Here is a 14,793-nt window from a genome sequence, read left to right as displayed (position 1 = left end):
TCTGAGTTGCCCTTGCATGAGCAGGAGCCATGTCATTGCTGGTCCAGCGACAATTCCTGCAGGTAGCGCGCCAGCCGTCGGCCAAGCCAGGGGCGAGGGCGGCGAGGGCCTGGCTCCATGAATCCGACATGGCCGCCGCGTTCGGCGACTTCGAGGGTCACCAGCGGCGAGCGAGCCGGGAAACGCTCGATTAGGTCGGCCGGCATGAAAGGATCGTCACGGGCATGCAGCATCAGGGTGGGAACGGCCACCCGATCGAGCACCGGGCCGCTGGAGGCGCGGGCATAGTAGTCATCGGCGTCCCGGAAGCCGTGCATCGGCGCCGTGATGACGTCGTCGTAGTCGCGCAGGCGCTTCAGCCGGCGCACCTGCTCGACGCTGACCTTGAGGGAAAGCTCGCCGCGTTCGAGCCGAGGTATCACCTTGCGCTTGAGCGAGGCCAGCAGGTGGCGTTCGTAGACCCGCGAAAAACCCTCGCCCAGGCGCTGGGCGCAGGCCGCCAGATCCAGCGGCGCGCTGATCACCACCGCGGCGTCGAGCCCCAACGAGTTAGCGTCCTCTTCGGCGACCAGCCGAAGCAACATATTGCCCCCCAGCGACACGCCACCGGCGACCTTGGGTGCCTCGGGATAGCGATCGCCCAGTACCTCAAGCAATACCTTGGCGTCGCCGGTATCGCCGCTGTGGTAGGCGCGCGGCAAGCGGTTGGGGCGTGAGCCACAGCCACGGAAGTGCATCAGCAACGCCCGATAGCCCTGGTCTCTGGCCGCCGCCAGCAGATCGTGCGCGTAGGGCGAGGTGATTCCCCCCTCGAGGCCATGGAACAGCACGAACAGCGGGGCGCTCTGGTCATCGGGTTCCGGCAGCACCCAGCTAAGCTCCACCTCGTCACCGTCGGGCAGCGCGAGAAATTCCTGTCGCCAGTCCACCTCCGCGGGACGAAGTACCCTCGGCAGCAGGGTCTGGACATGCGGATTGGACAGCCAGCGGGCGGCACGAAAGCCGCCCGGTGTCGCTGCATCCGCGCGAAGGCCCGAGGTGGCAGGGGACAAGCTTGAACGGGCGTCAGGCTGGGGCAAGGCTAGGTCTCCGCTGGGTGGTCGGGGGCATCATGGTTGAGCCTCGGTCTCGAGGGCGTGAGCACACAGCTCCTGCCAGGCGGCGTCGACCGCCGCGCGACGGGTCGAGAGGTGGCGATACAGGCGAATATCGAAGGACACCGTCCAGCGTGGCGGTCCTGCCGCCACCAGCGCGCCGGAGGCCAGCGCCTCGCCCAGGCTGCGCTCGGGCAACCAGCCCAGCCCATAGCCCAGCGCGACGAGTTCTCGGATATTGCCGCTCTGTACGCTCTCGTTGAGCACCGTCAGGGTAGGGGCGTCGCCGAGTCGGTCCAGGTGGGAGCGGATGGCGGCATCGATCATGCCCCGGGGATGATAGGCGATCAATGGCAGGGCGCGCCCCTTGCCGCCTTCCAGCGCAAAGCGAGGCTGGCCGCTGGCATCCGGCAGGCACACCGGCATAAAGCGCTCGCGGCCGATGACGCAATAATCGGTGTCCTCGTTGGCCAGCTCCAGCGGATTGCCGCTGGTCGGCCAGTAGCACAGGGCAAGATCGATCTCGCCGGAGGCAAGTCCCTGGAAATAGTCGCCCACCAGCCAGGCGGTGGCACGCAGGTAGGGCTGCAGCGGCGGTGGCGACTGCCAGCCGCTGAGCCACTGGGGCAGGAACTGCGCCAGCAGGCTCTGGGGTGCCCCCAGGCGTAGCTGTCCAGCCTGTTCCTCGGCCATCTGGGCCAGTCGCTGGCGGGTCAGGTCGACCCGCCGGGTGACGTCGTGACACATGGCGAGGAAGGCCTCGCCGGCCGGCGTCAGCGACAGCGGCAGGGTCTGACGGTTGATCAGGGTGGTGCCCATCTCCTCTTCGAGCAGCTTGATGCGCCGAGAGAAGGTGGGCTGAGTCACGTTCTGTTCTTCGGCGGCACGGGAAAAATGACGCGTGCGGGCCAAGGCGAGAAAGTCTTCCAGCCAACGTATTTCCATGGAAGTGTCACCTGTCCTGCGAAACGTCGATTGTGCCAGATAACCCGACGCCGGGCGTACCCGGCGTCGGCGTGTTGCAGGTGAAGGCGATGGAGGTCAAGGCAGCGGTCAAGACAGCCGACCTTCCTCGACACCATGACAGGCGACCTGGCCGCCCTCATCGGTGGCGATCAGACGGGGAATCTCCCGGCGGCAGCGCTCGTTGGCGTGGGGGCAGCGCCCGTGAAACACGCAGCCCGACGGCAGGTTCACCGGGGTCGGCACCTCGCCCTGCAGGCGCAGGTGCTGGGGACGGTCGTCTTCCAGCCGGGGAATCGCCGACATCAGCGCCTGGGTGTAAGGGTGACGCGGGCGGGCGAACAGCGTCGCCGTGGGCGCCACCTCGCACACGCGGCCCAGGTACATCACCGCCACCCGGGTACCAAAGTGCTCCACCACCGCCAGGTCGTGGGTGATGAACAGGTAGGTCAGATGGTGCTCGCGCTGGGCTTCCATCAACAGGTTCAGCACCTGGGCCTGGATCGACACGTCCAGCGCCGAAATCGGCTCGTCGGCGACGATGAACTCCGGATCCACCGCCAGCGCTCGGGCGATGGCGATACGCTGTCGTTGGCCACCGGAGAACTCGTGGCCGTAGCGCGAGCCCCAGTCCGGGGCGATGCCTACCGAGCTCATCACCTCGTGGACCTTGTCGACGACCTGCTGTGGCTTCCAGTCGGGGTGGTGAAGGCGGATCGGCTCTTCCAGCGTCTGCTGGATGGTCATGCGCGGATTGAGCGAGGCGTAGGGGTTCTGGAAGATCATCTGCATGCGCTGACGGAAAGGCAGCAATGCTTTCGAATCGAGATGATCGATACGCTCGCCGTCGTAATGGATCTCGCCGGCGCTGGGCCGCAGCAGGCCCATCACGGTACGCGCTACCGTCGACTTGCCGCAGCCGGACTCGCCCACCACGCACAGCGACTCCCCGCGGCGGATGTCCAGGTCGACCCCGTTGATCGCGTGCACGTGCTGTTGCTCGCGCACGATACGACCACGCCGGAACTTGAGCTGCTCGAGGAAATCCCCGGACAGCGAAAAGCGCTTTTCCAGCCCGCGGATCTCGAGCAGGCTGTCGCCTCCAGCGGCAGGGTTCATGTCGGCGGGGCCGCCCTGCTGAATCGGCTCGGTCGGCGGTTTGACGGCTGCCTGAGTGGTCTGGCTCATGAGTTGTCCTCCCTGGCCACGATGCGTTCGGCATCCTGCATCTCGGCGACCATATGGCAGGCCACCTCACAGTTGCCGGAGCGCACGAAGGCCGGTACCTCGGTCTTGCAGGGTGTCCGTTCGCTGCCGTCGTGGCGCTGGGTAAAGTCGCAGCGCGGATGAAACGGACAGCCGCTGGGGAGCTGGCTCAACGACGGCATGCTGCCACGTATCTGGTTGAGCCGCTCGCCCGGGGTCGCCATCTGGGGCAGGGCGTTGATCAACCCTTGGGTGTAGGGATGCTGGGGATCATTGATGATCTCTCGGGTCGGGCCCTGCTCGATCACCCGTCCGGCGTACATCACCAGCATGCGCTGGGTCACCTGGCTGACCACGCCGAGATCGTGGGTGATCAGGATCAGGCCGACGTTGTGCTTCTCGCACAGTTCCAGCAACAGCGCCATGATCTCCGCCTGAATGGTCACATCCAGGGCGGTGGTGGGCTCGTCGGCGATGATGATATCCGGGTCGAGGAGCAGCGCGATGGCGATGATGATGCGCTGACGCATGCCGCCGGACAGCTCATGGGGATACTGGTCCAGGCGCTTTTCCGGCGACGGGATCTGCACCTGCTCGAGCTTGCGCAGCGAGATCGCGCGGGCTTCCTTGCTGGAGATACGGCGGTGGGCCTTGAGGCATTCCACCATCTGCTCACCGATGGACAGCACCGGATTGAGCGTCATCATCGGATCCTGGAAGATCATCGAGATGCGGTGGCCGCGCACCTTGCGCAGGGCGCGCTCGCCGAGCCCGGTCAGTTCCTGGCCATCGAAGGTGATGCTGCCACCGGCGATATAGCCCGGCTTGGCGATCAGATTCAGCAGGCTGAAGGCGGCGACCGACTTGCCGGCGCCGGATTCGCCCACGATGCCCAGACGCTCGCCACGATCCAGGCTGAACGACACATCGCGCAGTGCCTTCACGTCGCCCTGTCGCAGGGCGAAGCGCACGTCGAGGTGATTGACGTCGAGTAGTGCCATGATGTCTACCTCAGCCCTTGTACAGTCGTGGATTGAGCACGTCGCGCAGCCAGTCGCCGAGCAGGTTGATCACCAGCACCAGCACCACCAGCACCAGGCCCGGAATCAGGGTGATCCACCAGGAACCGGACTGGATGTAGTCGAAGCCTGACTTGATCAACGAGCCCAGCGACGGCTGGGTCTCGGGCATGCCGAGGCCGAGAAACGACAGCGCCGCCTCGGAAATGATGGCGTTGGCCACCTGCACGGTGGAGATGACGAAGATCGGCGACAGGGTGTTGGGCAGGATGTGACGGAACATGATCCGCCGGCTGCGCAGGCCCATCACCCGGGCGGCGTCGACGTACTCCTTGGAGCGCTCTGCCAGCACCGAGGCACGCACGGTACGGGCGTACTGGGGCCATTCGGCCAGGCCGATGATCAGCACCAGCAGCCACATGGCATAGTCGGAGTAGGTGGCGCCGCCGAAGATCGCCTTGAACAGGGCGCCCACTACGATGGCCACCATCAGCGTCGAGAACGACAGCTGGATATCCGCCAGGCGCATCAGAAAGGCGTCGACGCGCCCACCCAGGTAGCCCGCCAGCAAACCGAAGCACACCCCCAGGGTGGCCTGCAGCGCCACGGCGCCGAAGCCGATGACCAGCGACACCCGCATGCCGTAGAGGATGGTCGAGAGCAGGTCGCGCCCCTGGGAATCTGTACCCATCAGGTACTGGGGGTCGGCGCCGTCGATCCAGAACGGCGGCAGCTCGGATGCAAGGATGTCGATCTGGGCCAGGTCGTAGGGGTCGGCCGGCGCCAGCCAGGGCGCCAGCAGCGCGGCCAGGACCATCACCACGAAGATCAGAAGACTGGTCTGGGCGATCAGGTCGCGTTTGAAACTGTACAAGAGGTAGGAGTCGCGAAACCGCTCCCACCGGCTGCTCGTCGCAGTGCTCTGGGTGCTCATGCGGGCTTACCTGTCAGCTTGACGGTGGGATTGACCAGGCCATAGATCAGGTCGACCAGGGTGTTGGTGATCACGAAGATCAGGCCGACGATCATCAGGTAGGTCACGATCAGGGGGATGTCCGAGCGCTCGATGGCGTCGAGGAACATCAGGCCCATGCCGGGCCACTGGAACACCGTCTCGGTGAGGATGGTGTAGGCCACCAGGGTGCCGATCTGCACGCCGCCGACGGTGATGACCGGCAACATGGTGTTCTTCAGCGCGTGCAGGAAGTAGATGCGGCGCATCGAGATGCCCTTGGCCCGAGCGAACTTGACGTACTCCGACTGCATCACCTCGAGCATCTCGGCGCGGATCAGGCGAATGAACAGCGGCAGCATGATCGAGGCCAGCGAGATGGCCGGCAGCACCAGGTAGGTCAGGCCTTCCAGCGAGGCGAAGTTGGTGGTCCAGGTGCCGAACACGTGGATCGGGTCGCCGCGACCGTAGGCCGGCATGCCGCCCTCGGTGGACAGCAGGCCGTTGAGCCAGGCGCCCCAGCCGGTATCGGCGGGGAAGGGCGTGAAGCTCACGCCGATGGCGAACAGCTGGATCAACACGATAGCGGTGAGAAACACCGGGATGGAGATGCCGATGATCGACACCCCCATGAAGAAACGGGACAGCCAGGCGCGGGGCTTGATCGCGCTGTAGACGCCGATCGGCACCGACAGGAAGATGATCAGGAGGGTCGAAGCGAATACCAGCTCGAGGGTCGCCGGCAGGTGTCGCAGGACCACTTCGGTGGTCGGCTCGTTGTAGATGTACGAATAGCCGAAGTCGAACTGGGCTGCGTTGACGGCGAAACGGAAGTACTGCACCAGGAAGGGATCGTTGAGCCCCAGTTCCTCGCGCAGCACCTCGCGCTCGCTCTCGGGCACCGACTGACCCACCATCTGCTGGATGGGATCACCCAGGTTGTCCTGGATGGCGAAGGCGATCACGCTGATGACAAACATCACCAGCAGCGCATGAAAGAGGCGCTTGATCAGAAATGCGATCATGGGGATTGTCCAGGGTACAGGCGCTCGACTCCGCGACCATGTCACGGAGCCGAGGCAGCTGCTGAATGGGAGCTTGCAGGCACCGCGTGGCGGTGCCTGTCGTCTTACTCTTCTTCGATGACCAGATCCCCGAGGTAGGGGAAGTTCATCACGTTGACCACCGGCTCGATGTCGACGTTGGCCGCCGAGGCCCAGGCCAGGTTCTGCCAGTGCAGCGGAATGAAGGCGGCATCGTCGTAGAGGCCCTGCTCGAGCTCACGCAGCATCTCGCCACGCTTCTCCAGATCCACCTCGAGGTTGGCGTCGACCATCAGCTGGTCGAGCTCCTCGTTGCAGTAGTTGCCGGCGTTGTACTGGCCGCCACCGCTGTCGGCATCCGGGCACTCGGTCAGGTACTGGTGGAAGTTGGCGGAGTCTTCGGTGTCGGAGTGCCAGCCGATCATCATCATGTCGGCGGCGCGATCATCGTACTCGCCCCAGTACTGGGCCTTGGGCAGGGTCTTCAGGTCCACCGTGACGTTGATCCGCGCCAGCATGGCGGCTACCGCCTGGGCGATCTTGGCGTCGTTCACGTAACGGTTATTGGGCGCCATCATGCTGACCGAGAAGCCGTCCTCATAGCCCGCTTCGGCCATCAGTTCCTTGGCCCGGTCGAGATCGAAGCGCGGCTCGAGATCCGGGTTGTGGCCGGAGTAGCCCTCCGGCGAGAACTGGGCGGCCGGGGTGGCGAAGCCCTTCATCAGACGATCGGCGATGCCTTCCTGGTTGATCGCGTAGTTGAAGGCCTGGCGAACACGCGGGTCCTGGAAGGCCTCGACCCGCTCCTGGTTCATGTGGAACAGGATGATGCGGGTGCCCGACATGGTCACCAGGTTGGTGTCCTCGTCGCTCTCGATGCGCTCCAGATCGTTGGGCGGTACCGGCGCGATGAAGTCGACGTCACCGGACAGCAGGGCGGCGACGCGGGTGGCGTTCTCGCCGATCGGAGTCAGGGTGATGGCGTCGACGTTGCCCGGGGACTCGCTGTCCCAGTAGTCATCGAAGCGTTCGAAGTCGACCCGAACGCCCTGCTGGCGGTTGGTCACCTGGAAGGGGCCGGTACCGGAGATGTTGCGCGAGGCGTAGGAGTTGCCGTTCTTGACGATCTCGTCCTTGGCCTTGCCGCCGTCGGTCTCGCCGGAATAGAACTGGCTGTCCATCGGGAAAATGTAGGTGGCCATGTTCAGCAGCAGCGGGTTGGGCCGCTTGGAGATGATCTCCACGGTGTGCTCATCGACCACGTTGACCGTCTCGATAGGCTCGAAGATCGCCTTGAAGTCCGGGCTGCGCTTGAGGCGCTCGACGGTCCAGGCGACGTCCTCGGCGGTGAAGGGGTTGCCGGAATGGAAGGTGACCCCTTCGCGCAGGCTGATGCGCATGGTGGTGTCGTCGACCTGCTCCCACTCGGTGGCGAGTCTGGGCTCGAACTCGAAGTCCTTGGTCCAGCGCACCAGCGGATCGAAGGCCATGTGCGACAGTTGCAGGATACCGCCGGAGAGCTGCTCATGGATGTCCAGCGACACCGGATCGGCGTCGTAGGCCATGCGCAGGGTGTTTTCGGCTAGTGCGGTCTGGGGCAGGGCAGCCGTCAGCATGGCGGCACCGAGGGCACCGGCCAGAAGGGTCTTCTTGAACATGGAAGGAGTTCCTGCTTGTTGAGGTTGTTGTAATTGCCAGTCGGACGCCTTGGTCAATGTTGTAAGCGCCGGCTAGTCAATGTCCTGCATCAACATAGTGAGGTGTCGCGTTTAAACACAATCGAAATTGTGACAGCACCCATGCGAGGAACGAATATGGGCCCGGGGAGCGTGTCTTCAAGGAGCAGACAAGCGCTGAGCGACGAGAAGGTGGCGCAGACAGAAAAGTAAGGGGAAATAGAGGAGCTGAGGTAGCCGGCGGAGGCGAGTGAGGTAACCGCAAGTGCAAGCGCCCCCGAACGAGATTCGGGGGCGCGAAAGGGCAATCGACACAGCGCCGAGGCGACAGTGGTGTCCAGGGTCGCCTGGCGGTCAATCGGTCAGTTCAGACCAGCCGTCACTGCTGGGGCGGGCAGACGCGGTCGATGCGATAAAGCTGGGCGACCTGATCCAGGCCGTGGACGCTGCATTCCAGATCGGTGACACGACCGTCGCTGAGGCCATAGACCCAGCCATGCACCGACAGCGCCTGGCCGCGCTGCCAGGCACGCTGGACGATCTTGGTACGACACAGCGTCTTGACCTGAGACTTGACGTTGAGCTCGCACATGCGATCCACCTGTTCGTCCAGCGGCAGATGCTCGAGTTCCGAGCGATGCATGCTGTAGAGCTCGCGTACACTGTGCAACCAGTTGTCCACCATACCGTTCTCGCCGCCGGTGACCGCAGCGCGCACGCCGCCACAGTTGTAGTGGCCGACGATCATGATGTGACGTACCTTGAGCACGTCCACCGCGAACTGCACCACCGACAGGGCGTTCATGTCATTGTGGTAGAGCAGGTTGGCGACGTTACGGTGGACGAACACCTCACCCGGGGGAAGGTCGATGATCTGGTTGGCCGGCACGCGGCTGTCGGAACAACCGATCCACAGATACTCCGGGCTTTGCTGCTGAGCAAGGCGGGCAAAGAAATCAGGGTCTTCCTGGCAGATTCTGTCGGCCCAGGCCCGATTATTGGCGAGCAGATTGTCGATATCACTCATGAACTTTCCCCGTGCAAGCAGTGGATGGCTAAAGTGGTGCATGTTTTTACCCCCCTCGGTCAAGGTGGTCAAGCACCCTCCCGTGGTAGCCAGCCCGCTGGTATCATGGGAAGGTTTCCCATCCTGGTGGGCCTCGAGGCAGGTCCCTGGTAGGCCAGGCCCCTAATGATCCGACAGCGGTCCCGACAACAAGGGCCCCAGCAACAGAATCAGGAGACGCAAGTGTCACAATTCGACTATGACCTCTTTGTCATCGGTGCCGGCTCCGGTGGTGTCCGCGCTGCCCGTACCGCGGCGGCAACCGGGGCCAGGGTGGCCGTCGCCGAGGATCGCTACCTCGGCGGTACCTGCGTCAACGTGGGCTGCGTGCCCAAGAAGCTCTACTCCTACGCCGCACACTTCCACGAGGCTTTCGACGACGCTCGCGGCTTCGGCTGGCAGCTCGACCAGGCGCCGAGCTTCGACTGGGCGACCCTGCGCGACAACAAGATCGGTGAGATCAAGCGACTCAACGGCATCTACGGCAAGCTGCTGGACAACGCCGGGGTGCGCCTGATCAACGGTCGCGCCAAAGTGGTGGACGAACACCGTGTCGAGGTCGGCGGCGAGACCATCAGCGCCGAGAAGATCCTGGTGGCGGTGGGTGGCTGGCCCTGGGTGCCGCCGTTCCCCGGCAGCGAACTGGCCATGAACTCCAACCAGATCTTCGACCTGGACGAGTTTCCCAAGCGCTTTCTGGTGCTTGGCGGCGGCTATATCGCCGTGGAGTTCGCCAGCATCTTCAACGGCCTGGGCGCCGACGCCCACCTGCTGTATCGCGGCGACCTGTTCCTGCGCGGCTTCGACCAGGAGGTGCGCGAGTTCACCCGCGACGAGATGGCCAAGAAGGGCGTCAACCTGCACTTCAACACCAACATCGAGTCCCTCGAGAAGGTCGAAGGCGGGATCAAGGCCACCCTGACCAACGGCGAGACCCTTGAGGTGGATGCCGTGCTGTCCGCCACCGGCCGCAAGCCGCATCTGGAAGGCCTGGGCCTGGACCAGCTCGACATCGCGCTCAACGAGAACGGCTCTATCCAGGTCAACGATCGCTTCGAGACCTCTGTGCCCTCGATCCTGGCGCTGGGCGACGTGACCGGCGGTCCCGAGCTGACGCCGGTGGCCCTGGCCGAGGCCATGCATCTGGTCGCACACCACTACGGTGACGCGCCCCAGGCGCCGATGAACTACGACAACATCGCCACTGCGGTGTTCTGCCATCCCAACATCGGCACCGTTGGCCTGTCCGAAGAGAAGGCCCGCGAGGTGTGCAAGGCGGTCCGCGTCTACAGCGCCGACTTCCGTCCCATGAAGCACACCCTGTCCGGCAGCGATGAACGCTGCCTGATGAAGCTGATCGTCGACGACGAAAGCGACGTGGTGGTAGGGGCGCACATGGTCGGCGAGGAGGCCGGCGAGGTGATCCAGGGCATCGCCATCGCGGTGCGTGCGGGCCTGACCAAGGCAGATTTCGACGCCACCGTGGGCATCCACCCAACCGGCGCCGAAGAGTTCGTCACCATGCGCACGCCGACGCGTACCTGAGTCCGGCGTCACGATACGACAAGGGCACCAGTGGGTGCCCTTATCTTTTGACGAGAGACCAAGGCCGCCTGTTTTGGATGCCACCGTCGGCATCCACCCGACCGGCGCCGAAGAGTTTGTCACCATGCGCACGCCGACGCGTACCTGAGACCGGCGTCACGATACGACAAGGGCACCTGTGGGTGCCCTTTTTTGTGGCCTTTTCTCGCCGATCCGAAAGGGCCGACTATACTGCTTCAGGCGGACGAAATCGTCTCGTTGGAGAGGCAATCGATTACGCCAAAGGGATAGGGGAGGTGAGCGGCAGTGATCGCTCCGAGCCGCCATGAGACGTGGCCTGGCGCCACTCGCATAATTTTTTTTTATGCTTCCAGGGGTTAAGAATAATCCAGATTTTGAAATGTCATACTCGACTGTTATAATGGTTGTCCAAATTCGCTACAGCGAAGCATAACGAACATGACCGCAAGCACTGAGCCCTTCACACCATCAGCCGACCTCGCCAAGCCTACGGTGGCGGACGCGGTGGTGGGTCACGAAGCGGCGCCGCTGTTTATTCGCAAGTCCACTCCCGAGGATGGCTGGGGCATCTACGAGCTGGTCAAGTCCTGCCCGCCCCTGGACGTCAACTCCGCCTACGCCTACCTGTTGCTGGCCACCCAGTTCCGTGACAGTTGTGCCGTTGCCACCAACGAGGAAGGCGAGATCGTCGGCTTTGTCTCCGGCTACGTGAAGTCCAATGCTCCGGACACCTACTTTCTATGGCAGGTCGCGGTGGGCGAGAAGGCCCGCGGTACCGGCCTGGCCCGCAGACTGGTCGAAGCCATCCTGACCCGCCCTGAATTTGCCGAGGTCCACCACCTCGAGACCACCATCACACCGGATAACCAGGCTTCCTGGGGCTTGTTCCGCCGCCTGGCCGATCGCTGGCAGGCGCCGTTGAACAGCCGCGAGTACTTCTCTACCGACCAATTGGGTGGAGAGCACGATCCGGAAAACCTGGTGCGCATCGGTCCCTTCGACACGACGCGTATCTAACGGCTTCCAGGGTGGTGACAGGGCGCCAGCGTCCGTCGCCACCGATACCCGATAACTTCCCCTACGAACCCGACAGGAGGTCGCAATGCAGACCCAGATCCTCGAACGCATGGAATCCGAAGTTCGTACCTATTCCCGTTCCTTTCCGGTGGTCTTCACCAAAGCGCAGAACGCTCGCCTGACCGACGAGGAAGGCCGCGAGTACATCGACTTTCTGGCCGGTGCCGGCACCTTGAACTACGGCCATAACAACCCGCACCTGAAGCAGGCGCTGGTCGACTACCTGGCCACCGACGGCATCATCCACGGTCTTGATTTCTGGACCGCCGCCAAGCGCGACTATCTGGAGACCCTGGAAGAGGTGATCCTCAAGCCGCGTGGTCTCGACTACAAGGTCCACCTCCCGGGGCCGACCGGCACCAATGCCGTCGAGGCTGCCATTCGCCTCGCTCGTGTGGCCAAGGGTCGTCACAACATCGTGACCTTCACCAATGGCTTCCACGGCGTGACCATGGGAGCGCTGGCCACCACCGGCAACCGCAAGTTCCGCGAGGCGACCGGCGGTATTCCGACCCAGGGTGCAGCCTTCATGCCCTTCGATGGCTACATGGGTAGCGAGACCGATACCCTGGACTACTTCGAGAAGCTGCTCGGCGACAAGTCCGGCGGTCTCGACGTGCCCGCCGCGGTCATCGTCGAAACGGTCCAGGGCGAGGGCGGCATCAACGTGGCCGGCCTGGATTGGCTCAAGCGTCTCGAGGGCATCTGCCGCGACAATGACATCCTGCTGATCATCGATGATATCCAGGCGGGCTGCGGTCGTACCGGCAAGTTCTTCAGCTTCGAGCACGCCGGCATCACACCGGACATCGTCACCAACTCCAAGTCGCTGTCCGCACTCGGCCTGCCGTTCGCCCACGTGCTGATGCGCCCGGAGCTCGACAAGTGGAAGCCGGGTCAGTACAACGGTACCTTCCGTGGCTTCAACCTGGCCTTCGTCACCGCTACCGCTGCCATGCGCAAGTACTGGAGCGACGATACCTTCGAGCGTGACATCCAGCGCAAGGCGCGGATCGTGGAAGAGCGCTTTCAGAAGATCGCCGCCTGGCTCAGCGACAAGGGGTATCCGGCATCCGAGCGTGGCCGCGGCCTGATGCGCGGCATCGACGTGGAAAGCGGCGATATCGCCGACAAGATCACCGCCAAGGCCTTCGAGAACGGCCTGGTGATCGAGACCAGTGGCCAGGACGGTGAGGTGGTCAAGTGCCTGTGTCCGCTGACCATCACCGACGAGGATCTGATCGAAGGTCTCGATATCCTCGAGCGCAGCACCCACGAGGCGCTAAGCTGAAACAGGATACGCCCGCAGGCTATCTGCGGGCAGGTGCCAGCAGCAAGGTGCCGCTGATCCTGCCCTGAGCAATATGTAAAGCGAGGGCTCGCCCTCGCTTTTTCTGCGGACGCCACCAGCGCTCGAAGCCTCGCACAGGGCCTTTCGATGCCCGGCACCGCCGACGCCCCCGACCCCCGACAACGGAGAATTCGATGATCGTTCGCAACCTGGAAGAAGCTCGTCAGACCGACCGCCTGGTAAAGGCAGAGAACGGTAACTGGGACAGCACCCGCCTGATGCTCGCCGATGACGGCGGTCAGTGTTCCTTCCACATCACCCGTATCTTCGAGGGTACCGAGACCCACATCCACTACAAGCATCACTTCGAGGCGGTGTTCTGCATCGAGGGCGAAGGCGAAGTGGAGACCCTGGCCGACGGCAAGATCTGGCCGATCAAGCCGGGCGACATCTACATCCTGGATCAGCACGACGAGCACCTGCTGCGTGCTTCCAAGACCATGCACCTGGCCTGCGTGTTCACTCCGGGCCTGACGGGCAAGGAAGTGCACCGCGAAGATGGCTCCTACGCGCCCGCCGGCGAGTAAGGGCGTCCCGCCAGGATTGAACAGGAACTCGCTTCCCGCACCCGACAACGGCGCCCCTTGGGGCGCCGTTGTCGTATCTGGCCAATCGACCGAAGTAATCGCAGGACGACCGAAGTAGTCGCAGGACGCTGGAGGTAGACGTCACGGGAAGAGCAGCAGGGTACGTGGGGGCATAGGAGGCAGGTACGTCAAAATTGTGCCCAAAAGTTCGTAGTGCTTCCTATACTTTGCAGCAAACTTCTCAATGGAACCGTCCCCATGGCCATTTGTCGCCCCCGACTCCTGACCTCCGGTATGTATCACTACCTGCTGGCAGCGCCGATCCTTGGTGCAGCACTGCTGGCCCCAGCGACGGCTCATGCCTCGGAAGGTGGCAGCAGCATCTATGTACCGGGCGCCTATAATGACTTTGCCGCCGGCTTGGCCCCGCCGCCCGGGGTCTATGCGCGCAACGACCTGGTGCGCTACGAGGGCGATATCGGCGCGCGGCCCCTGGGCGGACGGCTGTCGGCGGGTCTCGACCAGACGCTGTGGTTCAACCTGCTCAAGCTGACCTGGGTGACCGACGTCGAGTGGCTCGGCGCCACCTACATCGCCGGGATCAATCTTCCCTACGTGTTTGACGTCAGCGTCGATCTCGAGGCCAGCATCCCAGGCCAGGAACGCTTCAACAGCGGAAGCAACAGCGGCTTCGGTGATCCGTACCTGGTGCCTGTCGCCCTCAACTGGGCCAACGGGACTCACCACACCACGGCGGCGGTGGGGATCAATATTCCGGTGGGGCGCTACGACGAGGACGATCGGATCAACCTGGGGCGGCACTACTGGTCGATCGATCCCACCATTACCTACAGTTGGCTGCCCGAAAGCGGATGGGACCTGTCGATGACTGCGGGCATCCTGTTCAACTTCAAGAACGATGCCACCGACTACACCACCGGCGACGAGTTTCACCTGGACGTGCTGGCGGCGAAGTACCTGACGCCAAGCTTCGGACTGGGCCTCGCCGGGTACGTTTACGAACAGCTCGAGTCGGACTCGGGACCGGTACCGGATCGCCTGGAAGATGGTTTTCGCAGTAGCGGGGCAGGGGTAGGGCCGGCCTTCATGAAGAGCGTCTCACTCGGCCAGGCGCCGGTCACCTTGATCGGCAAGTGGCTGCACGATGTGTCATCCGAAAATCGCTTCGATGGCGATACGGTGTCGCTGTCGGCGGCCTGGGCTTTCTAGCCACCTCCCCACCTCCCGACCAG

General features: G+C 63.7%; 13 protein-coding genes. 5 read left to right on the top strand and 8 right to left on the bottom strand.

Annotated features, from left to right (window positions below; all coding sequences use genetic code 11):
* Positions 1-32: 32 nt before the first annotated feature.
* The 8 genes from KUV74_RS15805 to can all read right to left on the bottom strand — a co-directional run bounded on the left by KUV74_RS15805 (position 33) and on the right by can (position 8,980).
* A complete protein-coding gene (locus tag KUV74_RS15805; protein WP_261395489.1) occupies positions 33-1,079 on the bottom strand; it encodes a hydrolase in 1,047 nt (348 codons plus the stop codon).
* A gap of 30 nt (positions 1,080-1,109) precedes the next feature.
* Positions 1,110-2,039, bottom strand: a complete 930-nt coding sequence (locus KUV74_RS15800) for a LysR family transcriptional regulator (RefSeq protein ID WP_108133614.1) — start codon at positions 2,037-2,039, stop codon at positions 1,110-1,112.
* Positions 2,040-2,147: 108 nt separating this feature from the next.
* Entirely contained in the window at positions 2,148-3,176 is a 1,029-nt protein-coding gene (locus tag KUV74_RS15795) for an ABC transporter ATP-binding protein (protein WP_045992090.1), read from the bottom strand.
* Between the two features lie 65 nt (positions 3,177-3,241).
* Positions 3,242-4,264, bottom strand: coding sequence for an ABC transporter ATP-binding protein (locus KUV74_RS15790; protein WP_108133615.1), 1,023 nt, complete (start codon positions 4,262-4,264; stop codon positions 3,242-3,244).
* Positions 4,265-4,274: 10 nt separating this feature from the next.
* Complete coding sequence (locus KUV74_RS15785) at positions 4,275-5,216, bottom strand: ABC transporter permease (RefSeq protein ID WP_045992061.1); 942 nt, start codon at positions 5,214-5,216, stop codon at positions 4,275-4,277.
* Positions 5,213-6,259, bottom strand: a complete 1,047-nt coding sequence (locus KUV74_RS15780) for an ABC transporter permease (protein ID WP_045992062.1) — start codon at positions 6,257-6,259, stop codon at positions 5,213-5,215. The genes KUV74_RS15785 and KUV74_RS15780 overlap by 4 nt, the downstream gene beginning before the upstream one ends.
* 104 nt (positions 6,260-6,363) lie before the next feature.
* The gene (locus KUV74_RS15775; RefSeq protein ID WP_108133617.1) at positions 6,364-7,935 is read right to left on the bottom strand and encodes an ABC transporter substrate-binding protein; all 1,572 of its coding nucleotides are present in this window, start codon (positions 7,933-7,935) and stop codon (positions 6,364-6,366) included.
* A gap of 397 nt (positions 7,936-8,332) precedes the next feature.
* Complete coding sequence (can, locus tag KUV74_RS15770) at positions 8,333-8,980, bottom strand: carbonate dehydratase (RefSeq protein WP_045992064.1); 648 nt, start codon at positions 8,978-8,980, stop codon at positions 8,333-8,335.
* A gap of 222 nt (positions 8,981-9,202) precedes the next feature.
* On the opposite strand from can, the gene gorA reads away from it, so the two are divergent.
* From gorA to KUV74_RS15745, 5 genes are all read left to right on the top strand, one after another.
* Positions 9,203-10,564, top strand: coding sequence for a glutathione-disulfide reductase (gene gorA / locus KUV74_RS15765; protein WP_315900833.1), 1,362 nt, complete (start codon positions 9,203-9,205; stop codon positions 10,562-10,564).
* Positions 10,565-11,023: 459 nt separating this feature from the next.
* The gene (ectA, locus tag KUV74_RS15760; protein ID WP_045992066.1) at positions 11,024-11,602 is read left to right on the top strand and encodes a diaminobutyrate acetyltransferase; all 579 of its coding nucleotides are present in this window, start codon (positions 11,024-11,026) and stop codon (positions 11,600-11,602) included.
* Between the two features lie 85 nt (positions 11,603-11,687).
* A complete protein-coding gene (gene ectB / locus KUV74_RS15755; RefSeq protein ID WP_045992067.1) occupies positions 11,688-12,953 on the top strand; it encodes a diaminobutyrate--2-oxoglutarate transaminase in 1,266 nt (421 codons plus the stop codon).
* Positions 12,954-13,147: 194 nt separating this feature from the next.
* Complete coding sequence (locus tag KUV74_RS15750) at positions 13,148-13,540, top strand: ectoine synthase (RefSeq protein ID WP_045992068.1); 393 nt, start codon at positions 13,148-13,150, stop codon at positions 13,538-13,540.
* Between the two features lie 258 nt (positions 13,541-13,798).
* The gene (locus tag KUV74_RS15745; protein ID WP_222516812.1) at positions 13,799-14,770 is read left to right on the top strand and encodes a transporter; all 972 of its coding nucleotides are present in this window, start codon (positions 13,799-13,801) and stop codon (positions 14,768-14,770) included.
* Positions 14,771-14,793 lie beyond the last annotated feature (23 nt).

The organism is Halomonas sp. DP1Y21-3 (genome assembly GCF_019801245.1).
Lineage (GTDB): Bacteria > Pseudomonadota > Gammaproteobacteria > Pseudomonadales > Halomonadaceae > Halomonas > Halomonas litopenaei.
Note: the sequence above shows the minus strand (reverse complement) of the source record. Positions and strands in the feature narration are given on the sequence as shown.